This is a genomic window from Halanaerobium sp. DL-01 (assembly GCF_003338615.1).
Taxonomy (GTDB): domain Bacteria; phylum Bacillota; class Halanaerobiia; order Halanaerobiales; family Halanaerobiaceae; genus QPJE01.
Genome location: NZ_QPJN01000003.1, coordinates 1 through 22058, shown reverse-complemented (window position 1 = coordinate 22058; position 22058 = coordinate 1). Strand labels below are relative to the sequence as shown.

Genomic DNA, 22058 nt, shown 5'->3' with positions numbered 1-22058 from the left:
TTCAGCTGGCCCTTTATAAATATCTGCTTAAAGCCTTGTCAGCAGATCAAACAAAAAAGTGAGCTTTTTAAGCTCACTCAATAAACATGGCTTCTTTAAGACTAAAAGCTTCATCTTCACCTACTAAATATTTAACTATCTCAAGAGCAAATTCAGCTGCAGCACCTGCTCCTCTGGCAGTAATTAAATTTCTATCCACAACAACTCTTTCTTCACTGTAATTAGCAGATTCCATTTCCGAATCATATCCCGGGTAACTTGTCGCTTCTCTATCCTTCAATACTCCTGCAGCTTCAAGTACGATAGGTGCAGCACAGATAGCTGCTATCAGCCCTTTTTTTGCATTGATATTTTTAATCAAATTCAGCAGTTCAGAGCTTTCTCTCAAGTTGGCCGCACCAGGCATACCTCCTGGAAGAACCACAGCATCAAAATTATAATCAAGTACATCTTTTAACTTACTATCTGTGGTTATTTCTAGGTTATGTGCACCAATAACAGTATCTACATCCAAACCAGCAGTAATAACTTCAATTCCTGCCCTTCTTAGAATATCAATACTTGTCACAGCCTCTATTTCTTCAAAACCTTCTGCCAGTGGAATAATTACCATTTTCATTTTTCTTCCCCCTCATTTAAAGAATCAATCCCAGCAGTTGACTTATCTAACTGATTAGTAGAAAATTTGTCTAAAAAATCTTCCGGCAGAGATTTGAGATGATAATCCCTCTGTGGAAATGGAATTTCAATATTATTTTCTTTGAACTTATCCCAGATGGAAAAAAGAATCTTACTGCGTATATTTTGAATACCATTTCTGGGATCATTTATCCAAAACCTTATTTCAAAATTAACTGAACTATCACCAAAATCTTTTAATAAACACACAGGTTCAGGATTATTAAGGATTCTATCTTTATCCTGAGTGGCTTCAAGTATTAATTTTTCTACAAGTCGGAGATCACTATCATATGAAACACCCACAGGAGCATCTACTCTAACCAGCTCATCACTATAAGACCAGTTAATAACTTCTTTTGTAATAAAATCTTCATTTGGAATTAAATATTCTTTTCCCGCTCTAGTTACGATAGAGACAAATCTTGTGTCAAGCTTTTTTACCCATCCATATACATCACTTATTTCTACAACATCACCAGGCTTAATAGATTTATCGAGCAGGATAATGATACCGCTGATAAAATTAGAAACTATTTTTTGCAGTCCAAAACCAATCCCAACTCCTATTGCACCACCTAAAAATGCAAATGCACTTAAATCAATTCCAATACTGCTCAAAGTGAACAAAACTGCTGCTGTGAAAATCAAAAATTTAGCAATTTTATTCAATAAAACTTTTACAGAAGGTGTTAGTCCATCAGTCTTATCAACTCTCATTGTAACAAGTGTACTTATCTTCCCTGCAGCCCAGAAAAGAATGGTAAAAATAATTATACCTTTAAGAATAAGCAGTAATGAAATGCGCAGATTACCACTGCTGAAAGAAAGGCTGTCTAAAAAGGATATTGTTTCATCATAAATATTTAATATCTTTAAAGCTGCTACAGCCCAGATTAAAACTGATAATATTTTATACTCATGTTTTCTTGGCAGGAATATGGAAATAAATTTAATAATTACCCAGGCGGTGATAAGATTTCCTGCAATACTAATAAATAAATTTGGCAATGAAAAAACAAGTGTAATAATGTAATAAAATCCAATAAGAAACATTAAGGTAAATGGATATGATAGTTTATTAAAAATCCATTCTGTTTTTACACTGCTTAGGGGCTTAATTTTATTTACTAAAGATTCTAAATACCTGCGCAAAATCTTACTCAAAAAATAGGCAGCAGAACTGAGTAATAATAAAACTGCCAGTTCGATTAAATTAGAGAAAACAAATAAATTATTATATATCCAGTCAATAATCAGATTGTAATATTTGCTGATCTGTTGTGTATTTAACATAATTATCATCCAATCCAATCTTATTTATAGTTAAAGTGAACCTCTCCCGCTAAATTAAAGTGTAGATTTAAAAGGAGTTTTCTTGCAACATTTTTAATAAAAAGGCTAAAATTTTTCAGCTGTCTAATTATATTCTGGTACATTTAAAGATAAAAACTAATTGTTTCTTCTATCCCTTCTGAAAAAGATGTTTCTGGATACCAGTTTAATTTTTTAGATGCTTTTTTGCTGCTCAAATAACTCTGTTTAATATCTCCAGGGCGCTCCAGTCTGTATTCTGGTTCTAAATCTTTATTTAATATTTTATTAAATAAAGCAGCAGTTTTATTAATTGATATCTCCTTTTCTGTACTAATATTAAATATACCACTGCAGTCTGACTTTAAAGCTGATAGATTTGCTCTGGCAATATCTTTAACATATATAAAATCACGAGTCTGTTCTCCATCCCCATAGATAATAGGCTTTTTATTATGTGACATCCTGTCAGCAAAAATAGCAATTACTCCACCCTCTCCAGCAGCTCCCTGTCTTGGGCCATAAACATTTGCATATCTTAAAATACTATACTGAAAATTATAAAGTCTGCTGAAATTAATAATATAATGCTCTGGTGTATGTTTGGATATCCCATATGGTGAATCAGGGTTTATAGGATGCTTTTCATCTATAGGAAGATATTCTGGTTCTCCATATACTGCAGCTGAAGAGGCATATATGAATTTATTTACAGCAAATTTTTTGGCCATCTGCAGAAGATTTATAGTTCCCAAAATATTATTTTTTGCATCATAAAAAGGATCTTCAATTGAAGTCTGTACATCTATTTGAGCAGCATGATGAATTATACAATCAAAACTGCTGTTTTTAAAAACAGATTCAAGATTATCATTTAAATCGATTTTAATAAAATTAGCTTTTAAATTTATATTACTTTTTTTTCCACTGCTTAAATTATCAAGTATTGTTACATTATATCCATTATCAATTAATAAATCCGTAATATGTGAAGCAATAAAACCTGCTCCTCCTGTTATAAGAATATTATCCATTATTTCCCACCTCAATATCATCTCTCCAGCACAGTATTTTTTATAAAACTTCTGTGCATATATTTATCTTAAATATATACTTCTAGCATCAGATGCTTTTTCCTTTTTATGATACTTTTAATTTTTTATGTATAAATTTTTTCAATTTTTAAATTATAGATTCCAATAAAAGTTAATTTATTTAAAATTCATTGATATATCTTCTTCTTTATAGTAAACTGAAAGTGGGTTCTAATTTATAATATATTATTTTTTAATTTTAAAAACATTAAAATTTAGAAAGGTTTAAACATATGAAATTCATATCAGTTTTAGCAGTAATTTTTATAGTATTAGGAATAATAGAAAGACACAAACATAAAAAAAATCTCTCAAAAATCCCTTATATTATACATATTAATGGAATACGAGGAAAATCATCTACAACAAGATTAACTGCTGGCGCATTAAGACATGCAGGATTTAAGGTTCTTGCTAAAACAACTGGTTCTGCTGCCAGAATTATTTTTTCTGATGGAAGTGAACAGGAAATAATACGACATGGACCACCCAGCATTTCTGAACAAAAAAAAATAGTTCAACTGGCGGTAAAAGAAAACGTGGATGTGCTTGTAATAGAATGTATGGCCATCTCCCCGGAAATCCAGTGGAGCAGCGAAAATTTATTTTTAAATGCAGATTATATGGTAATTACTAATATTAGAAATGATCACCTGGACAAAATGGGCAGCAGTTTAACAGAAATTGCTGATACCATATGTTTAAGTCTGCCTTACAATGCTCATGTTGTATCATCAGAATATCATCTTTACAGCTTTATTAAAGAAAAAGCTGAAATGCGCAATAATCAATTTATTTCAACCAGAGATATTATTTTTTCTGAAGATGAACTAAAAAAATTTGATAAACAGGTTTTTTCAGATAATGCTGCCTGTGCTCTTAAAATTGCCCGGCATTTTGGAATAGACAGGAAAACTGCCTTAAACGGAATGTACACTGCATCTGAAGATCCAGGCAGTTTAAAATATTATCATTTAGAAGAGAAAATGAGAAATATAGTTTTTGTTAAAGCTTTTGCTGCCAATGACAGGGATTCGACAGAAATAATATGGAAGCGTACTGCTGAAAAAATAAAGAAATTTTCTGTAGATAATCCACAGGTTTTTGCTCTAATCAGCCACCGCAGTGATAGAGCATTCCGGCTTAAAGAATTTGCTGACTTTCTAACTGTCGAAAATAGATTTGATGGGTATATTTTGAGTGGGGCATTAAAATTTCGCCAGAAAAGACTATTGAAAAAAAGAACAAAACAAAAAAAACCTATTTTGAAATTGCATCTTTTTAATACATTCTATACATACAGACATCTTTCTGCTTTTTTTAGTAAAGTTAAAGAAGATAAAGATATAATAATATTTGGCTGTGGAAACATACATGGTGATGCAGAAATAATCTCTGAATTTTTTGAAAAATATGGAGTTGAATTAAAATGATAATAGAATCAGTGGGAATAGGAATTTTACTGAGTTTTATCTTTACAGAAATAACCGGTTTTTACACAGGAGGTATAATTGTTCCCGGATATCTTGCTTTTTTCTGGCAGGCTCCATACAGAATTTTAGCAACTGTACTGACATCTCTATTAACCTATTATTTTGTGAAATTTTTATCAAATTATGTTATTATGTACAGCAGAAGGAGATTTACTGCCTGTGTTATTATTGGTTATCTGATTGGCTGGTTTTATAGATCACTTTTTATTGAATATTTTCCAGTAAGCGAAGATTTAAGAGTCATCGGTTACATAATACCTGGTCTGCTTGCAAATGATATGCTGAGACAGGGTATTACTGCAACATTATCCTCTCTAGCTGTTGTTTCAATTTTTGTTAGGTTGTCAATGATGTTATTTGTTTAAAGGAGCTAAAATATGTTCACAAACTGGATAAAAGGTAAAATAAATATAAAAACAATAGTTATATCTTCTTTAATTGCTGTTTCTGCACTATTAATATTATCCTTCAGCAATTATAGAACTGAACATCCATCATTTGATAAGCAGATCAAAGCCGCCCAAAAAATGAAAAAAGCCGAAAATATTCTTTATGAAGAGAAAACTGCTTTGGGATATCAAATTGATAGTTCTCTAGATCCCAATAGAACAGCACTGATTGGAAAAGAATATACTAAAATTACAACTACATTAGGTGATTTAAAAGCTAAAAGAACAGCTGCAAATCCAGATTTTGCTGCCCTTATTGTAAAATATTTTTATCAATTAGATTTAAAAAAAGGAGATAAAATTGCAGTTGGTGCCAGCGGTTCTTTTCCCGGACTTATTTTGGCCGTTCTTTCAGCAGCAGAAATAATGGAGCTGGATGTATCCCTCATCTATTCTATTGGTGCTTCAATGTATGGAGCAAATATTCCAGACTTTACTTTTATTGACATGCTCAAATACCTCAGACAGCACAATATTATAAGTACAGAAATAACTGCCTTATCTTTTGGTGGTGATAATGATCGAGCAGATAACTTATTTTTTATAGATGATAAAAAAACATTTTTTGATATTGCTGATCGAAGTAATATCCCTTTAATTTATGAGGATACTCTGTCAGAAAGTATTCACAAAAGAATTGATATTTTTTCTGATTTTTCCAAAAATGATAAGATTAAATGTTTTATTAATATTGGAGGAGCTTCTGCAAATTTTGGCAGCACATCTTCATCGGTTAAATTTAATAATGGATTAACTATTCCAGGACATCTGAATACAGAATATGCAGAAAATGGTCTTATCTCTTACTATTTATCTAAAAATATTCCTGTTATACATCTGCTCAATATTGAAAATCTGGCGCATAAAAGCGGAATACAGGTAGACCCTGTTCCTCTACCAAAACCTGGTAAATCAGATGTATATTATATTGTTAAATATAATAAAACACTAATTAAATTTTTTCTTCTACTGATTGCTTTACCTCTAATTTTTTCAATAATATCTGGAAAGCTAAAAAAGGAGGTTAAATAATGAACCACAAGTTTTTTATATCTTTTTTACTCTGTATTATATTATTATTTGCTTTTAAGCCATTCTTACAGGCAGAAGATTTAAAAATTCATCCAGCCCAGCCGGTGGTAATAACCTGTCCGGGTCAAAATCCCGATGGTATCATGATAAAAGTTGTGCTCGAAAATCAAAATGTTAATTTCAAATACCGTCCTCTGCTTCAGGCTGAAGATATGGAGGGATATTCTACACTAATAATTGCAGTGGGACACAGCTGTAAGGGTGTTGGAGCTGCCGGAATAGATTATGAATATGAACTTCTAAGAACAAAAAACCTGATTAAAAAAGCAGAAAAAACCGGCACATTTATTCTTCTTACTCATCTTGGTGGAACAGGCCGCCGAGAAAATAGATCAGATAAACTTTTAGATGTTGTCACTCCACATGCTGATTATATGATTATCTCTAAAGACAGCAATTTTGATAATTATTTTTCTAAAGCATCAAAAAAATATAATATCCCACTTGAAATAACAGAAAATCTATCTCAAATAAAACCCATCCTGGCCAATCTTTTTCAGAGTCAGTCTCAGACTGTAGAATATTATATCAATGGAAATCAAACAGAAACTACTGTAGTTATAAACGCTGGAACTCACGGCAATGAAACTGTTCCACGGCTGGCTGCAGTAAAAATGCTGGAACCCTTCGTTGATGGGGGAAGAATAATAATTATTCCAAGGGCAAATCCTAAAGCTATATCTGCCGGAGTAAGAAACTACCCAAAAGGAGAATTATTAAACCGATCTTTTCCTGGAAATCCCAATGGCACATATGCAGAAAAAAGAGCTTCAGAAATATATAATCTAATTAAAGGGTTTTCTCCTGACCTGCTGATAGATTTACATGAATCACAGGAATTTAATTTTATAAATAAAAACTATTTAGGACAGTCACTGATAGCATATGCCGATGAAAATTCTATCTGGCAGGGAGCGGAAGCTGTTGAATCTATTAATTCTGATATAAAAGAAAAAATAGAAAAGTTTGTTTTAATTAGCCCTCCTATTGAAGGAAGTTTAACCTGGGCTGTTGGACAAAATTTAAAAATTCCTTCTTTTACACTAGAAACCTGTGTAAAACTTCCAGAAAAAAAGCGCTTTGAATATCAGCTTAATTTAATAACCACTTTACTAAAAATCAATGGAGTTGAGCTGAAATGGCCATAAGCCTCAGTCTAAAAAAATTGGATAAAAGCAAATTTTTTACATCAATAATTATAATTATTTTAGCTCTCATACTGCCATCATTTACAAAAGAACTTCAATATAATTTAATTAAACAGCTATATAAAAGTATTTCTGCCCAGGACAGCGGACTTCTGCTGCTTGTTTCTGCAAAATTGGTTATGCTCAACACACTCAGACATCTTCCTATATATTTAGGAGCTTTTATTCTTGCAGAAAGTCTTGAAAACTATGGTCCATTTAGGAATTTCACTTTTCTTATTACCCTTATAATAATTCCTGTAATATATCAGCTTATTAGCTGGATTTACGATATAGCATTTGTTTTTGCAGGGCCATCTTATTTAACTATTATAATTATATTCATACTACACTACATAACAAAGAAGATACATCATATTTTTATCAAAACAATAATTATTTCCCTATTTCTTTTCAGTATTGACTGGCTGGACATTATACCCTTTTTGTCTAATTATGGATTTGGCAGAGGCGAAATTATTATATCTATTAGAGAAGTAACAGAATTTATCGATGCAGAATATATTATAAACTTTTTTGGTTTTACTTTTTCAATAATAATTATGATCAATGCATTAATATTAACCAGAGTTGTAGTTGATTATTATAATAATTTATATCTTATTGAAGAAAGTAGAAAAAAAGAAGAAAAAATAAGGGAACTGGAGCTGGAAGCTGTAAAATCCAGATATTTTAGTGAGATAAAACATTTGGTTCACGATTTAAAAACACCCCTGGTAACCATACAGGGTCTAAGTGGTGTAATTGATATGAAAATAAAAGATCAAAAAATACACGAATATACAGAAAAAATAAACAGCTCAGCAGAAAAAATGTCTCAAATGATATCTGAAATTCTTTATGAAGATAAAAAAAGAAAAATTTCTATAGAAGAGCTGTTTGATTTTCTCAAAATTCAGCTTGCACTGGAAGAAATTAGTGATCATGTATCTTTTAATTATGATAAAAATATAGATATTGAAGCAAATAAAGTCAGACTGTCGCGTGCTTTAATAAATTTGATAGATAACTCTCTTAAAGCTATTGATCCCGAAAATGGAAAAATTGATATAAATGCCAGAAAACAAAATAACAAAATACATATTTCTATTAGAGATAATGGAAAAGGTATACCTGAAGATAAAATAGATAACATCTGGAAAATTGGTTATACAACCGGTATGGAAAATACAGGTCTGGGGCTGCATTTTGTTAAAAAAGTTATAGAAAGTCATGGTGGAACAATCAATATTGACAGCAAATTTCACCAGGGAACTGAAGCAGAGATAATATTACCGGAGGTGCATTAATGTGAAAAAAATACTGGCAGTTGATGACGAAAAAGATATTCTTTTTACATTAGAAGCTGTTGCTGAAGCAGCAGGATTTAATATTACCACAACCTTACTTGGAACTGAAGCTTTAAAATACGCAAAAAATGAAGAATTTGATTTATTAATGATTGATTACCATATGCCTGATATAAATGGTTTAAAATTAGTTAAAGAAATAAGAAAAATTAATAACTCAATACCTATACTTGTTTTAACTGTCGATGAATCTCTTGATCTTGCTGAAAAATTTCTGAATGCAGGTGCGGATGATTTTGCAAACAAGCCGATAAGAACTGCTGATCTAATTTCCAGAATCAATCTTCATTTAAATTATAATGACAGCAAATATCATTTTCCTTATAATATAAACAGCCTTGATATTCCTAAAGGAATGAGCCTAAAAACTTTAAAGATTATATATAATTATCTAAATAAAATTCAAAGTCCCAAAACCATCCAGGAAATCTCTAATGAAACAAATTTAGCATACCAGACTGTCCACCGCTACTTAAACTTTCTTAATGAAAAAAACATCGCCATAGTAAAACTTGATTATGGTAAAGTTGGCAGACCAATCCATAAATACAAACTGAAGTAACAGCAATAATTTTTATTAAAAATTATATATAGGTTCTCCCACAAAAAGGTTTTTTCTCATGATTTTGTAAAACCAAACCATCAATTCTGAACTAACAACAGGTTCACAGTTGATGGTTTTTTAATTTTTTGAATTTTTTGAGAGAAATAAGAGAAAAAATAGGATAAATAAAATAATAGTTGAAATCTATATATGTGAATAAAATAATTTAAAAAGGAGGAAAGATAATGTTTAAAAAGATTTTACTTTTAACAGTAGTTACAATATTTACTCTGAGTTTTATTACTTCTGCTGCCCTGCCTGTATTTGAGCAGCCAGCTGTAGTTACAACCTGTGGACAAAGTCCAGGTGCACTGATGGTAAAAATGATCTGCCAGCAGGCTGGAGTTGAATGTGAGCAGAAAGATCTGCTTACAGCAGCTGATCTTGAGGGAAGCAATTATAAAACTCTGATTGTCACAATGGGTACCAGTGGTAAAGGTATGGGTGCTGCCGGTACAAATATGAATCAGGAAGCAGAAAGAATTAATGCTTTAATAAAAACTGCTAAAGAAAACGGCCTGAAGGTTTTGGGTGCTCATATTGAGGGTATGTCAAGGCGTGTTGACGAAAATGATGCAAAATCAATAGAAATTGTTATGCCGCAAAGTGATGCTCTAATTATAAAAGAATCAAGTAATGAAGATGGATTTTTTACAGAAAAGAGCGAAGAATTAGATATTCCTGCCATATATTTTGATAAGAATATGGAAATGGGAGAAGCAGTCAAAGAACTGTTCGATGTTCAATAAAAGTTTAACTGTTACTGAAATGAGGTGTATTTAATGTTTTTACATGCTGGAATTGTACTCATCATAATAGCAGTAACTTTTGCTGTCGGAACATATTTCAAATTAGGAATTGAGCTGGCAATGCTTCTGTCAGCTCTGGCTGCTGCTATTTATCATACCGGTGGTGTTCCGGTAAGGCATCTTGTAGAAGGTGCATTTACATATTACGATGTATCACTGATATTTATTACAGCAACTCTTTTTATCAATCTGGTTAAAGAGTCCGGTGGTATTGCATTCATGGTAAGAAAAATAATAATTCGATTTCATGAACACCGCTATTTAACTCTTTTATTTCTAACATTTGTACTTATGATACCGGGAGCTCTTACAGGTGCCGGAGCTGCCACAGTATTAACTGTAGGTACACTTGTAGGTACAGTACTGATATATATGGGAATATCTGAAACAAGAACTGCAGCAATAATCTTTCTCTGTGCTTCTATGAGTGCTGCTGCCCCTCCTATTAATCTCTGGGCCATGATGGCTGCTGCTGGAGCAAATATGCCCTATGTAGGATTTATGCAGCCCCTGCTGGTAATAACAGTTATCGGAGCCTTATTTACAATGTTTTTTTTAGGAGCAAAAGGAGAAAATCCAGAGCTTGATAAAATTTTGAAAGAACTTCCAGTACCTCCAGAAAAAATGAACTGGACTAGGGTAGGCACACCTTTCCTTATACTTATAGTCTTAATTGTTGCGGGAAGATTATTTCCATTTAAAATGCCGATTTTAGGTCTGCCGCTTATGTTTTTAATCTCAGCATTAGCAATGTTTATTCTCAGTCCTAAAAAACTTAATATTCTAAATATTGCCGGAAAAACAATTAGATCACTTATTCCTCTTGTTGGAATTATGATTGTTGTTGGAATTTTAATTCAAATTATGGCCTTAAGTGGTGCCAGAGGTTTGATCTCACTGGCTGTGGTAACCCTTCCTGTCTGGTTTTTATTTGCTTCACTCTTTATAATTCTGCCTGTCTCAGAAGGTCTGCTGCAGTATGCTGTAGCTCCACTGCTTGGAGTTCCTCTAATATTTCTCTTTAATATGAAAGGATTTAATCCAGTTATAATACTTTCAGCCATGGCAGTTATGTGGCCTATAGGAGATATATTGCCACCTACAGCAGTTGTAGGACGCGCAACTGTAATAGAACTTGATTACAGCGGCAGATATTATAAAGATTTTCTCAAAACCTGTTTAATACCAATGGCATTTATTTTAGCTTTATGTACCATTTTTCTCGTTTTCAGCAATCAGCTGTCATTTTTAGTTGGAGGATAATAAATCAGGAGGTTATCATATGGGTATTATAAATTCAATTATAGAGTTCAGTTACTATTTAATTAGTGCTTTTATTGCCTTTATACTCCTGAGAGAAATTGTTAAGACCAAAGATGCTCAGGAAGCTGTACTCTATTCAGTAATAATAATCCCCTTTATTCTTAGAATATTGAGGATTAAATGAGGTGAATTAAGATGTCTAGTAAAAAATTAATTATTATTAAACTATTAACTGCTGTTCTGATAATTACTGCTCTGGTTATATCTGCTCGATCTTTTCTTGCTCACAGAAATTACAAAGAAACAGTAGTTGCAGGTCCATCTGTAACTGAAGTTAAAACTTTGGGTGATTATTTTGAACCTATTAAAAATACTGTCGCAGATTGTAACATCTATATATTAGACAGCGGAAAACCAGGTGCTATCTTCTTTGTGATTGGGGGAACTCATCCCGAAGAACCAGCTGCTAATCTCAGTGCCGAAATTCTCGCTGAGAATGCTACATTAGAAAAAGGAAAACTGATTGTTGCCATTAGAGCCAACAGAAGTGCTTCGACAGTAACTAGGCCTGGTGATGCCTACCCACAGTTTTATACTATAAAAACTGACTGGGGAGAAAAAAAATATCGAATGGGTGACAGATGGACAAATCCTTTAGATTCCTGGCCTGATCCAGAAGTATATGTTCACTATCCCAGTAAACAGATGTTAGCTTATATGGATATTAGAAATTTCAATAGAACCTGGCCCGGCAAAAAAGACGGCTCTTTTACAGAACAGGTAAATTACGCTTTTATGCAGATTATCAAACAGGAAAAAGTGGATTTATTTATTGACTTTCATGAGGCAGAATTGGAATATCCGGTAATAAGTACTATCGTTGCTCACGAATCGGGCCGAAATATAGCAGCAATGGCTTCTATGATGCTGACAGATATGGAATTTGAAAAACCAATCAGTATGGAATTTTCCCCTAAATCCTTACATGGACTCTCTCATCGAGAGGTAGGAGATTATTCAGATGCCATCTCACTTCTTTTTGAAACTCCGGAACCATTTTTAGACCGAGTTAGAGGAATAACAGATGAACATTTACTTTTAGAAGGAAAAGATCCTTTTGTTCAGCGAGCTGGAGAATTTGGTCTGCTGTATGAAACTATTGATGAAGATGGCTGGCCAATTGAAGTCCGAGTTGGAAGACACTGTTCTACTGCACTAATGGTTGCTCAGATCTGGAACCAAATGAACCCCGGAAAGGAGATAAAAATTAAAAATGTACCTAAATATGCAGAAATTATAAAAAATGGGGTTGGCCATTACTTTAAAAATCCGGCTAATATGGATTCAGATCGTATTTATTATGAATAAACAATTTGAAAGGGGAGATCTCTGAATGAAAAGAAAAATTACTACTTCTACAGTTCTGTTGTTAATTATCACTTTAGTTCTTAGTGGATCTACTTTTGCCTGTACTGATATTGTTGTTGGCAAGAATGCTTCAACCGATGGTTCGGTAATAACTTCTCACACAGTTGATGGACGATATGACTCGCGCATACAAATTATTCCTGCTCAGGACCATAAAGCCGGAACTATGGCACCTGTCTATGAAAATATTGTTTATGCTGACCACAAAGATCTAGTAAAACTTGGTGAAATACCAGAAGTAGAACATACATACAAATACTTCCATGGCGCTTATCCTTATGCAAATGAACATCAGCTAATAATAGGGGAAACAACTATCGTTGGAGCACCTGAAACTGCCAATAGTGATGAGGCAATTATGACAATAGAACAGCTGGAAGTATTTGCCCTGCAGAGATGTAAGACTGCCCGTGAAGCTGTAAAACTTATGGGAAAACTTGCTGAAGAATATGGATTCAGGGAATCATGTTACCGTGGTGAATGTCTGACAGTTACTGATCCAAATGAAGCATGGGTTTTTGAGGTTTTTGGTGTAGGACCAATGTGGACAAAAGATAGCGGCAAACCTGGTGCTGTATGGGCAGCTAAAAAAGTGCCTGATGATCATGTTACTGTAGTTCCAAATTTTAGTAGAATCCGAAAAATCAATCCAGATTCTGAAGATATGATGGTTTCTGATAATTATCTTCAGGTAGCTGAAGAATTGGGTCTTTATGACCCTCATAGTAAAGAAGAATTTTACTGGAATGAGGTCTATGGCGATGTAAAAGGAGAAACAAGCCTTAGATTGTGGAGGGTTTATAGTGAAATGGCTCCATCCAAAAGCTGGGATTACAATAAAGCTGCCGAATATCCGTTTTCCATAAAAGCAGACAAAAAAATATCAGTCCATGATGTAATCGCAATGTTCAGAGACACTTCTAAAGATTCACCTTATGATATGACTGAAGATGAAGGCTGGTATTATAAAGATGATGACGGAAAAATGATAAAAAGTGTTTATGCGACTCCACAAGCAGATGACGATATGCGGAATCTGCTCGATATTGAGTATTATCGACCTATTGCGCGCTACTACTGCTCCTACTTCTTTGTTTCTCAGGCAAGAAGCTGGCTGCCAGATGAAATTGGTGGTGTAGTCTGGTTTGGACTTGATAATCCAGAAAATAGTCCATTTATTCCAATGTATGTAGGAATTGAAGATGTTCCAACTTCCTGGAAAACTCTTAACAGAGATAAATTTGACAGAGATTCAGCCTGGTGGGCTTTTGCTCAGGTTGATGATTTTGTTAACTTAAGGTATGGAGAGTTAAGAGAAAAAGTTGACTCTGTCCTCAATCCAATGCAGAATCATATCTTTGAACTTCAGGATCAGATTGAAGAAAAAGCAATGATCCTAAATATTACCGAAGATCAAGATGCTGTAAAAGAACTTTTAACAAATCATACTAATTCCCTAATGCACTGGACAGAAAATCGCTACTGGAAACTGGCAGATGAGCTTTACTACGAAATTAATAATAATAATAATTAAGGGGGCAAATTAAATGTTTAATAAAAAATTACTTTCAGTTACACTTTCGGTATTACTTATAGTCTTTTTAGGTGTTTCAGCTGTTAATGCCTGTACTTCAATTATGGTCGGTAAGGATGCTTCTACTGATGGATCAGTTATGACAACACACACCTGTGATGGAAACTATGATGCACGTATTCAAATTATTGAAGGCCAAAAATTTGAAGATGGAGCTATGACAACAGTGTACAAAACACGCTGTCATGATGGAATCCCTGGTTATAATGTAACAGAATTAGGTAAAATTCCTCAGGTAGAAGAAACATATACTTACTTCCACATTGCTTATCCATTTATGAATGAACATGGAGTTATGATTGGTGAAGCTACTTTCAGTGGTAGAAGTGAACTCGGCAATACAGATGCAATTTTAATGATTGAAGAATTAGAAAGACTTGCTCTGCAGAGAGCTAAAACTGCCAGAGAAGCAGTACAAGTTATGGGTAAGCTGGCAGAAAAGTATGGTTATGGTGATGGAGGAGAATCACTTACTGTAATCGATGGTAAAGAAGCATGGATGTTCGAAATTGTAGGTCCTGGACCACTCTGGTCTCCCGGCAGCGGCAAACCTGGTGCTGTATGGGCTGCTAAAAGAGTTCCAGACGGACATATTAGTGTTGTAGCTAACAGAAGTAGAATCGATACTCTTGACCTTGATGATCCTGATAAAGCAATGGCATCTGATAATGTAAAATCATTTGCAGAAGAAATGGGCTGGTGGGATCCTTCTGAAGAGTTCCTGTTCTGTGAAGCATATAATCCAAATCCATATGGAGCAGAATATTATCAGAAGCGCCGCGAGTGGAGAGTCCTTTCTAAACTTGCTCCATCCCAAAACTTTGATCCTAAAGCAGACCGCTATCCTTTCTCTGTAAAACCTGACAAGAAGGTTTCAGCACAGGACTTAATGGCACTTAAGCGCGACCATTATGAAGGTACAAGATTTGATCTTACAGAAGGCCTCGCAGCTGGCCCATTTGGCACACCTAACAGATATGCCACACCTTCTTTTGTAAAACCTGAAGGCAAAAAGGATATGGACTGGGAAAGAGCTATCTCAATGTTCCGCTGTGCCTATAGTTTTGTTGGACAGGCCAGAGGATGGATGCCATCTCCAGTAAGATCAGTACTCTGGTTCGGCGAAGATGCTCCTCATTCTACCTGTTATGTGCCTGTATATAGTGGTACTAAAGAACTGCCTGAATCATTTACTTCTGGCAGAAGAGACAAATTTGATAGATCTTCAGCCTGGTGGGCATTTGATTTTGTATCCAACTGGGCAGATCTTAAATACTCATATATGATTGAAGATATTAAAGCAATGCAGGAAAAATATGAAGGTAAATTCTTTAAAATGCAGCCTGCAATTGACAAAGCTGCTGTAGAAATTTATAATATTCATGGTAAAGAAACCACTGAAGATTTTCTAACAGAATACAGCTACAATAATGCTAAAAAAGTTGTAGATGCATGGTGGAAATTCGCTGATGAGATGATTTATAAATATAATGATGGTTATATAAATCATCCAGATAAAATAGAATCTGTTGGATATCCTACAGAATGGCTGGAAGAAGTAGGTTTTGGAGAAGGAACTGCAGCAGAGTAATTTCTAAAAAATTAAATATATGATTGTATGAGGTGGGTTTTTTACTCACCTCTTTATTTTACTCAAAAGATAGCATATAGTAATAGTGGGAGTTTCAAATAAAATATTTAAAATTGATATATAGTTTTTCAACAAAAATAAAATCCGACCACCTGTTTTCAGAATCTTAAAAGCTGAAATAGGTAAGTCGGATTTTTATTATTTTAAATAATATTCTCAAACAAATATTCCTGCTCAGTTAAAAATAATTTGTTTAAATACTTAATTACTAAATTTATTTTAACACGAATTTCCTGCGGCTATATCTCTGATCTTTCTGACCTTAATTATATTATAATTAAATAGAACTTTAACAAAGTAAGCGTAAAGAGGAATATTTATCAGCTGACTTAATACCCGCGGCGGCATTATCACTTTAAATGGTACTGCAAAAAGCATATTGATAAAATATGGAACTAAAAACAGTGATGTTATTATCTGTCCAACCGCTATAGAAATAAGCAGTATTGGTAATGTTCTACACCTCTTTAATACATAAAAAACCATTACTCCCGGTATAAAACCGGTTAAAAATGATGTAAGTGTAAAATGAGGCATATATGCTCCCATAGGATTAATAAAATATCCCAAAAAATCTGCTAATGCTCCTACTATTCCTCCAGCAAGAGGACCTAAAGCAACACCTGCAAAAATAATTGGTAGTGATCCAAAACCAATCCTTACTCCTTCAACACCAGCAATCGGTATCCTAATACTCAATATTCGGGTTAATATGATACTCAATGCTGTCAAAAAAGATAAATAAGCAATTCTTTTTGTTGTAATTTTCATTTTTACACACACCTCCCCCTCTTTGGGTCATGATAGGACTGCACCAAAGAAAGAGGATACTTTGATGACAGCGGACGCGACAAAGAGAACGCAGTTTTTAACTTACTAAAACTTTCGTTTCAGAGCAACGTCCCATCTCTGAACACATTTACGCCTCTTGCCTACTCTATCACTAAAAATATTTATATTTAAAATTATACAGTTATTCCTTTCAATCCTCTGTTAAATTCAAAACAATTATGCAAGTTTTTGTAATCTGCATATAATTTTTCTATTTTGAAATTGACGCTCCTCGGGGCAAGCCCACGAGGATTCCTTATTCATAGAACCTAGCCTTATAACAGCTTTTAATATATAAAATAACCTAAACCCTAGATCATCAGGGTTTAGGAATTATTACTTTTATCTGTTTTTCACTTCAGATTTCAGATCTTCAATAATTTCATCAAAACGCTGTGTGAACATCTTCTGAAAATTAGCTATCTGCTGTGCAAATTGATTTTTAGTTTTACTATCCATACCTGGCTCTTCTTTCATGACTGTTCTTCCATCTGCAGTCTGAACAGCTTTCATCTGGCCCTGACTATTTTCCATATGATCTTTAATCTGTTTTTCTATCTGTTTTTTCTGCTGTTCATACTGCTGCTGCAGATTTGCTGCCTGTGTAAATGTCTGCTCTAAAAATGAAGTTTTTTCTCCTGAGATTAAATTCTCCACTGCAATTATACCTTTTTTTCTTCTTTCAATCTGTTCAGGTGTATTGCGAAGTCCAATTGATTCGATTAACATCAGCTGGGCTTCGATTAATTCTTCTTTATTTTTAGTCTTTAGTTTTTCCCAAAGATCATCCGCATCAATATCTCCTCTAAAAAATTCAGCTAAAATAGGTTTTATTTCCTCTCTTACTTCAAGAGAATTAACCCCTTCCGCAGAATCAGACATTTTTTCTGCTCTTTCTAAAGCAATTTCATATGCACTTTTCACTGCCTATCACTCCTCCTTAAATAGAGCAAAAAATCTATCCTGATAAGATTTAAAAACACCCCATCTGTCAAGTTCCTGTTTTAATCTAGAAGGATCTTCATCTCCTTTTTTAACTTTCTGAAACATTTTTTCAATTTCTTCACTTGCAGCAATAGGTAGTCCTTCCAGATTGCGGGTTACTACCGAATAGCCTTTTTCATCTGTGCTTAAATAGCCTTTTTCTTCATAATACGGCATCTGAGATTTATAGGCACTTTTGATCATCAAACCCTGAATAAATTTCATCAGGGACACATCCCACAATTCATCAACTCCCTGTATAATTACATAAATACTGTCTTCACCACTATTCATATTTTCTTCTATCGCTCTACTGCAGTTTTCAATATTTTTGGAAACTGTAAAAGTTCTTATTGATTCTTTTCGGTAATTCATCTTATACATAAGAGCGGCAAGATCAGGATTATTTCTAGAAATCATCTGCATTGCTTTTTTAGCTTCACTACTAAATCCATCCATATTTATCATATAATCCGGAGTCAATAATTTTGGCTTTTCCCATGTTATCTTGCCTTCACGCACTTTTGTTTCTGGGCCCTCTTCTGGAAACTCTTCCAAATAATATGGTTCAGCAAGTACAAAGTAGTGGAGTGTCGTTTTCTTAGATGTGGAAATTAAATCTTCTGGTTCAGCAAGAATTTCTGTATTATCCAGAACATATTTAATTCTTTCTCTATCCCTCATAATATTTACTCCTCCTCTCTGGCTTAACCGGAGAGATTAATTCACCTCTCTAATTACAGTATATTATATATTAAACTAGTAAATCAAGTCAAAAACAAAATCCAACTGGACTTCTTTTCTAAAATATTCTATTTGTTTTGATAATTCATTAATATTCTTCCGAGAATACCAACAAATACAGCAGCCACAATCGCTTCTGGTATTCCATGCACAACTGCCACTGTGACTGCAGCTGAAAATGGAATATAACCCTGAAATACAGCAAGTCCTAAAACTCCTACTGTATTTACTGCAGTTCCAACAACCCCAGCAATAATTAAAGCCAAATTCTGGTTGAATCTAAAAAAGCTTCTGTAGCTGTAATATGCAGCTACACCAATTAAAAGTCTTGGTAAAACAGCGATAATCGGATCAGCAAAAATAGGATTTGTAGCCCTAATAAAACTAAAAATACCAAAAATTAATCCGATCATTATCCCAACAACTGGTCCTTCCAGAATACCTCCTAAAATAACAGGAAGGTGCAGAATAGTTACATGTCCTGCCGGTGTAGGAACTGGAATCAGCCCCAGCCCTGTACCACCCAATATAATAGAAATAGCCCCCAACATACCAGCAATAACTATTTTTCTCGTTTCAATTCTTATTTTATTTTCCTCCCATCCCGGTCCTCTGATCCAGGTGGACCATATTGATATTTACAGCTTATACTGGTGCGGCCTCATTTAAAGTTACCACCCATTACTGTATGTAAAATTATTATAATATTTTTTTAAAACTAAAACAAGTTTTTTTAGCAAAAGATGTCACCACTACATTTTTCCTGTCATCTGCTTCAAAAAGTTTATTATTTTCTGGTCTGCTTCAATATTTTTTAAATGTTTTAAAAGTTCTTCTGAAGAAAAATATCTCAAAAAACGGGCAAGATAATTACCTAACTGCTGGTTTTTTATTTCTGCAGAAATCTGTTTATAAAATAATGAAGCCCCCATCTCGTAATAAGAAAGTTTAAAAGCAGCAACAAGACGATAAAAATTAAGATAATCATCATTAAGATATTCACCATAAGGTATATCAGTTAATATACTACCCGGATCTCCAAAACGCAGAACAGCTTCATAATATGCTATTGTATCAAAGTAACTCTTCACTTCTGCTTCTTTAAGATTATTAATTAATCTCTCTTCTTCCTCTTCTTCAAGTTTATCCTGATACTTGAGCAGCCGCAATCTTGCATAATTTTTTGCGGGAGTATCCATTTTATCTTTCTCTAGTTTTGAGATAATATTTTTGATTTCTGTTATAGTTTTATTTTCAGCCTTACCAAGAGAAATTTCTTCTCTTTCCAGTACAGACAGTTTTAAAAAAAGCAGACTGCTATAAATATCTTTTGTATTTAGAGAATCAACTCCTTCAATTTTTTGACTTTTAAGCAGTTTTATTAAGAATTTCTCCTGATATTCACCTTTGCCCCCGTCTTCCAAAAGCATCAAAACAGCTACAAGAAAACTTTCGTTTTCCCCTATATAATTATTAAATTTCCTCAAAAATTCAAACAGTGCATTAGAATTTTCATAATCTATCAGATATTTAAGGTAATCTGATGCTATCTGCCACAAATGAAAATGTCCGCTTTCTTGATCAGCAGCCAGTTCAAATGCTTTCCTAATATTATTTCCGGCATCATTAATTTTACCCTGCTTATAATTATAGAGGTAGAGCATTCTATAAAAATTGGGGTTTTCTTTATTTGCATTTTCAATTTCATTTATATATTTTTCAAATTCAACATATAATTCTGCCGCCAGCATACGGGCCAGTATATCAATTACAATTGGAGAATCATCTGGAATAATATTTTTCAGTTTTAAAAGTATATCTCCTGCTTTTTTCTTATCTTTCTCAAGCCTGAGATTATCTATTTTTCCGAAACCGGAAAATACAGCCACTGCTTTGTTGAGTGCTTCTTTCTTAGTGAGATTAGCATTTTCTTTTAAATTAAATTTATCTTCCAAAAAATCATTTAAAAAAGAAACAACCCTCATATTATTTAAGCTCTGCAGCTTTTCATAATGTTTTTCCCAGAGAGAAAGAGCGCTTAAAATATCATCCAGATCCATTAGGGTTTCTAATCTGAAAATTAACAGCTGAATATTTTCTGGTTCAAGTTTCACAGCCCGGTCAATTATTTCCGAAACTCTTATATAATCATCTTTATATTTATATACTTCTGCATATGATATTAAAAGAGAAACAGACTCACCTTTTTTCTCAAGTAAATGTCTGACAATATCTTCTGCTTTATCAATCTTATCCTCATCCAAAAGTATACTTACAAATGGTGGAATAAAAGCTTCATCAAGATCAGTTTTCATAAGCTGCCAGCCGTGTTTTAAATATTTAGCTGCATCTCTGTAAATACCTTTCTGCAAATTATAAACTATTAACGGCAGTAAAAAAGCAGGCTCTTCTGGATAATCCTTAACTGCATTCTGCAGAAGAACAATCATATCTTTTTCATCGTCTGTCTCTTTTACTGCCTGATAATATTCATCTTTGGAAAGCTCTGGAGTATTATTTAAACAGCATTTTTTATATTTTTTTCCACTTCCACAGGGGCAGCTCTCATTGCGCCCAATATCATAATTTTTAACAGTATTATCTTCTCTTCTATTTTTTATCATATTTTTGACTGATGTCAGTGTATTCATATTTTTCCTGCCTTTCTTTTTAATATTAAATTACACTGACAATTATAACTTATATACTTCAATATTTCAATTTACTGTCTGCACCTTTTGTTTTAAGTCTTCAAATAAACTGTATATTACAGGTACAGCAATCACAGCTGTCAAAATCACCATAATTATTATATTGGTTAATTTATTTATTTTCATAGATCAACATCCCCTTCAAAATGAATGAACATTCATTCCTGGCGAATATAAAAACCAGCTGTCTAAAATACAGCTGGACTTATATCTTATTTCAAATTCTAAAATATATTAAAGAGATGGAGTTTTTACATTTAGTACTTCAAATTTATCTCCCTGATCTGCCTTTAATTCCATTTTTGTATTTGGAGGACATGTAATTATAGTTCCAGCTTCCACAACACTTGATTCATCACCAATTCTTAAAGTTCCTTTACCATCTACCACATAGAAAAACACATCTACCGGTACCTGATGAGTGGGAACAATATCACCTTCAGAAAGAATTAGATTCATAACCTGTGCATTATCATGTTTTAAAACTGCTTTAGCAATTACACCTCTTTTATTTTTATTTCCTTCTAATTCACTTAATTTGATAATTTCCATATTTACCATCCCTTTCATTGCTAATAATTTGTATATGATCTTTCCTATCCTTAGTATATTACTATAGTTTATTAGCTTCTATGATATATTTGACCCTCCTCGGGGCAAGCCCACGAGGATTCCTGCTTCTTAGAAGTGGTAACCCACCATCTCCACAGGCTTAAAATCCTGTTAGCCCAACAGTATATCCTCTAACTTGCCTTTTGTATT

Annotated in this window: 21 protein-coding genes and 1 riboswitch; of the genes, 12 read left to right on the top strand and 9 right to left on the bottom strand. The window is 33.4% G+C overall.

What is annotated here, in order from left to right:
• Positions 1–73 precede the first annotated feature (73 nt).
• From DER71_RS01805 to DER71_RS01795, 3 genes are all read right to left on the bottom strand, one after another.
• On the bottom strand, positions 74–619 hold the full coding sequence (locus DER71_RS01805; protein ID WP_114474225.1) for a DJ-1 family glyoxalase III: 546 nt from the start codon (positions 617–619) through the stop codon (positions 74–76).
• On the bottom strand, positions 616–1974 hold the full coding sequence (locus tag DER71_RS01800) for a mechanosensitive ion channel family protein (protein WP_114457356.1): 1359 nt from the start codon (positions 1972–1974) through the stop codon (positions 616–618). The genes DER71_RS01805 and DER71_RS01800 overlap by 4 nt, the downstream gene beginning before the upstream one ends.
• Before the next feature lie 143 nt (positions 1975–2117).
• Positions 2118–3026, bottom strand: a complete 909-nt coding sequence (locus tag DER71_RS01795; RefSeq protein WP_114457355.1) for a GDP-mannose 4,6-dehydratase — start codon at positions 3024–3026, stop codon at positions 2118–2120.
• Positions 3027–3319: 293 nt separating this feature from the next.
• On the opposite strand from DER71_RS01795, the gene pgsB reads away from it, so the two are divergent.
• From pgsB to DER71_RS01740, 12 genes are all read left to right on the top strand, one after another.
• The gene (pgsB, locus tag DER71_RS01790; RefSeq protein WP_114474224.1) at positions 3320–4519 is read left to right on the top strand and encodes a poly-gamma-glutamate synthase PgsB; all 1200 of its coding nucleotides are present in this window, start codon (positions 3320–3322) and stop codon (positions 4517–4519) included.
• Positions 4516–4944 (top strand): poly-gamma-glutamate biosynthesis protein PgsC, encoded by a 429-nt coding sequence (gene pgsC / locus DER71_RS01785; protein WP_114457353.1) that lies wholly within the window; start codon positions 4516–4518, stop codon positions 4942–4944. Before pgsB ends, pgsC begins: the two co-directional genes overlap by 4 nt.
• A 12-nt stretch (positions 4945–4956) precedes the next feature.
• Positions 4957–6060, top strand: coding sequence for a poly-gamma-glutamate system protein (gene pgsW / locus DER71_RS01780; protein WP_114457352.1), 1104 nt, complete (start codon positions 4957–4959; stop codon positions 6058–6060).
• On the top strand, positions 6060–7268 hold the full coding sequence (locus DER71_RS01775; protein WP_114457351.1) for a DUF6305 family protein: 1209 nt from the start codon (positions 6060–6062) through the stop codon (positions 7266–7268). Before pgsW ends, DER71_RS01775 begins: the two co-directional genes overlap by 1 nt.
• Positions 7259–8617: a HAMP domain-containing sensor histidine kinase gene (locus tag DER71_RS01770; protein WP_114457350.1), complete on the top strand. Its 1359-nt coding sequence runs from the start codon at positions 7259–7261 to the stop codon at positions 8615–8617. The genes DER71_RS01775 and DER71_RS01770 overlap by 10 nt, the downstream gene beginning before the upstream one ends.
• 1 nt (position 8618) lies before the next feature.
• Positions 8619–9239: a response regulator transcription factor gene (locus DER71_RS01765; RefSeq protein WP_114457349.1), complete on the top strand. Its 621-nt coding sequence runs from the start codon at positions 8619–8621 to the stop codon at positions 9237–9239.
• Positions 9240–9466: 227 nt separating this feature from the next.
• Entirely contained in the window at positions 9467–10030 is a 564-nt protein-coding gene (locus DER71_RS01760; protein ID WP_114457348.1) for a DUF6305 family protein, read from the top strand.
• A gap of 33 nt (positions 10031–10063) precedes the next feature.
• Positions 10064–11353: a C4-dicarboxylate ABC transporter gene (locus tag DER71_RS01755; protein ID WP_114457347.1), complete on the top strand. Its 1290-nt coding sequence runs from the start codon at positions 10064–10066 to the stop codon at positions 11351–11353.
• A gap of 19 nt (positions 11354–11372) precedes the next feature.
• On the top strand, positions 11373–11537 hold the full coding sequence (locus DER71_RS12015; RefSeq protein ID WP_199505540.1) for a hypothetical protein: 165 nt from the start codon (positions 11373–11375) through the stop codon (positions 11535–11537).
• An 11-nt stretch (positions 11538–11548) separates the two neighbouring features.
• A complete protein-coding gene (locus tag DER71_RS01750) occupies positions 11549–12721 on the top strand; it encodes a succinylglutamate desuccinylase (protein ID WP_114457346.1) in 1173 nt (390 codons plus the stop codon).
• Between the two features lie 25 nt (positions 12722–12746).
• A complete protein-coding gene (locus DER71_RS01745) occupies positions 12747–14315 on the top strand; it encodes a dipeptidase (protein WP_114474223.1) in 1569 nt (522 codons plus the stop codon).
• A 13-nt stretch (positions 14316–14328) separates the two neighbouring features.
• On the top strand, positions 14329–15966 hold the full coding sequence (locus tag DER71_RS01740) for a dipeptidase (RefSeq protein ID WP_114474222.1): 1638 nt from the start codon (positions 14329–14331) through the stop codon (positions 15964–15966).
• Between the two features lie 279 nt (positions 15967–16245).
• On the opposite strand, the gene DER71_RS01735 is transcribed toward DER71_RS01740, so the two are convergent.
• The 6 genes from DER71_RS01735 to DER71_RS01710 all read right to left on the bottom strand — a co-directional run bounded on the left by DER71_RS01735 (position 16246) and on the right by DER71_RS01710 (position 21848).
• Entirely contained in the window at positions 16246–16797 is a 552-nt protein-coding gene (locus DER71_RS01735; RefSeq protein WP_114457343.1) for a folate family ECF transporter S component, read from the bottom strand.
• Between the two features lie 66 nt (positions 16798–16863).
• A riboswitch (THF riboswitch) is annotated at positions 16864–16968 on the bottom strand.
• A 231-nt stretch (positions 16969–17199) separates the two neighbouring features.
• Positions 17200–17781, bottom strand: coding sequence for a hypothetical protein (locus tag DER71_RS01730; RefSeq protein WP_114457342.1), 582 nt, complete (start codon positions 17779–17781; stop codon positions 17200–17202).
• 6 nt (positions 17782–17787) lie between these two features.
• Positions 17788–18525, bottom strand: a complete 738-nt coding sequence (locus DER71_RS01725) for a hypothetical protein (protein ID WP_114457341.1) — start codon at positions 18523–18525, stop codon at positions 17788–17790.
• Positions 18526–18653: 128 nt separating this feature from the next.
• Positions 18654–19166: an ECF transporter S component gene (locus DER71_RS01720; protein ID WP_369834900.1), complete on the bottom strand. Its 513-nt coding sequence runs from the start codon at positions 19164–19166 to the stop codon at positions 18654–18656.
• A gap of 171 nt (positions 19167–19337) precedes the next feature.
• The gene (locus DER71_RS01715; protein ID WP_114457339.1) at positions 19338–21236 is read right to left on the bottom strand and encodes an SEC-C metal-binding domain-containing protein; all 1899 of its coding nucleotides are present in this window, start codon (positions 21234–21236) and stop codon (positions 19338–19340) included.
• 294 nt (positions 21237–21530) lie between these two features.
• Complete coding sequence (locus DER71_RS01710; protein ID WP_114457338.1) at positions 21531–21848, bottom strand: cupin domain-containing protein; 318 nt, start codon at positions 21846–21848, stop codon at positions 21531–21533.
• Between the last annotated feature and the right edge of the window lie 210 nt (positions 21849–22058).

What these genes read in the sequence shown, in the direction of transcription:
- DER71_RS01795 (WP_114457355.1), bottom strand. Translation starts at nt 3,026, where the DNA reads ATGGATAATATTCTTATAACAGGAGGAGCAGGTTTTATTGCTTCACAT.
- DER71_RS01715 (WP_114457339.1), bottom strand. Translation starts at nt 21,236, where the DNA reads ATGAATACACTGACATCAGTCAAAAATATGATAAAAAATAGAAGAGAA.
- DER71_RS01750 (WP_114457346.1), top strand. Translation starts at nt 11,549, where the DNA reads ATGTCTAGTAAAAAATTAATTATTATTAAACTATTAACTGCTGTTCTG.
- DER71_RS12015 (WP_199505540.1), top strand. Translation starts at nt 11,373, where the DNA reads ATGGGTATTATAAATTCAATTATAGAGTTCAGTTACTATTTAATTAGT.
- pgsW (WP_114457352.1), top strand. Translation starts at nt 4,957, where the DNA reads ATGTTCACAAACTGGATAAAAGGTAAAATAAATATAAAAACAATAGTT.
- DER71_RS01740 (WP_114474222.1), top strand. Translation starts at nt 14,329, where the DNA reads ATGTTTAATAAAAAATTACTTTCAGTTACACTTTCGGTATTACTTATA.
- DER71_RS01805 (WP_114474225.1), bottom strand. Translation starts at nt 619, where the DNA reads ATGAAAATGGTAATTATTCCACTGGCAGAAGGTTTTGAAGAAATAGAG.
- pgsC (WP_114457353.1), top strand. Translation starts at nt 4,516, where the DNA reads ATGATAATAGAATCAGTGGGAATAGGAATTTTACTGAGTTTTATCTTT.
- DER71_RS01760 (WP_114457348.1), top strand. Translation starts at nt 9,467, where the DNA reads ATGTTTAAAAAGATTTTACTTTTAACAGTAGTTACAATATTTACTCTG.
- DER71_RS01775 (WP_114457351.1), top strand. Translation starts at nt 6,060, where the DNA reads ATGAACCACAAGTTTTTTATATCTTTTTTACTCTGTATTATATTATTA.
- DER71_RS01770 (WP_114457350.1), top strand. Translation starts at nt 7,259, where the DNA reads ATGGCCATAAGCCTCAGTCTAAAAAAATTGGATAAAAGCAAATTTTTT.
- DER71_RS01725 (WP_114457341.1), bottom strand. Translation starts at nt 18,525, where the DNA reads ATGAGGGATAGAGAAAGAATTAAATATGTTCTGGATAATACAGAAATT.
- pgsB (WP_114474224.1), top strand. Translation starts at nt 3,320, where the DNA reads ATGAAATTCATATCAGTTTTAGCAGTAATTTTTATAGTATTAGGAATA.
- DER71_RS01755 (WP_114457347.1), top strand. Translation starts at nt 10,064, where the DNA reads ATGTTTTTACATGCTGGAATTGTACTCATCATAATAGCAGTAACTTTT.
- DER71_RS01735 (WP_114457343.1), bottom strand. Translation starts at nt 16,797, where the DNA reads ATGAAAATTACAACAAAAAGAATTGCTTATTTATCTTTTTTGACAGCA.
- DER71_RS01745 (WP_114474223.1), top strand. Translation starts at nt 12,747, where the DNA reads ATGAAAAGAAAAATTACTACTTCTACAGTTCTGTTGTTAATTATCACT.
- DER71_RS01800 (WP_114457356.1), bottom strand. Translation starts at nt 1,974, where the DNA reads ATGTTAAATACACAACAGATCAGCAAATATTACAATCTGATTATTGAC.
- DER71_RS01710 (WP_114457338.1), bottom strand. Translation starts at nt 21,848, where the DNA reads ATGGAAATTATCAAATTAAGTGAATTAGAAGGAAATAAAAATAAAAGA.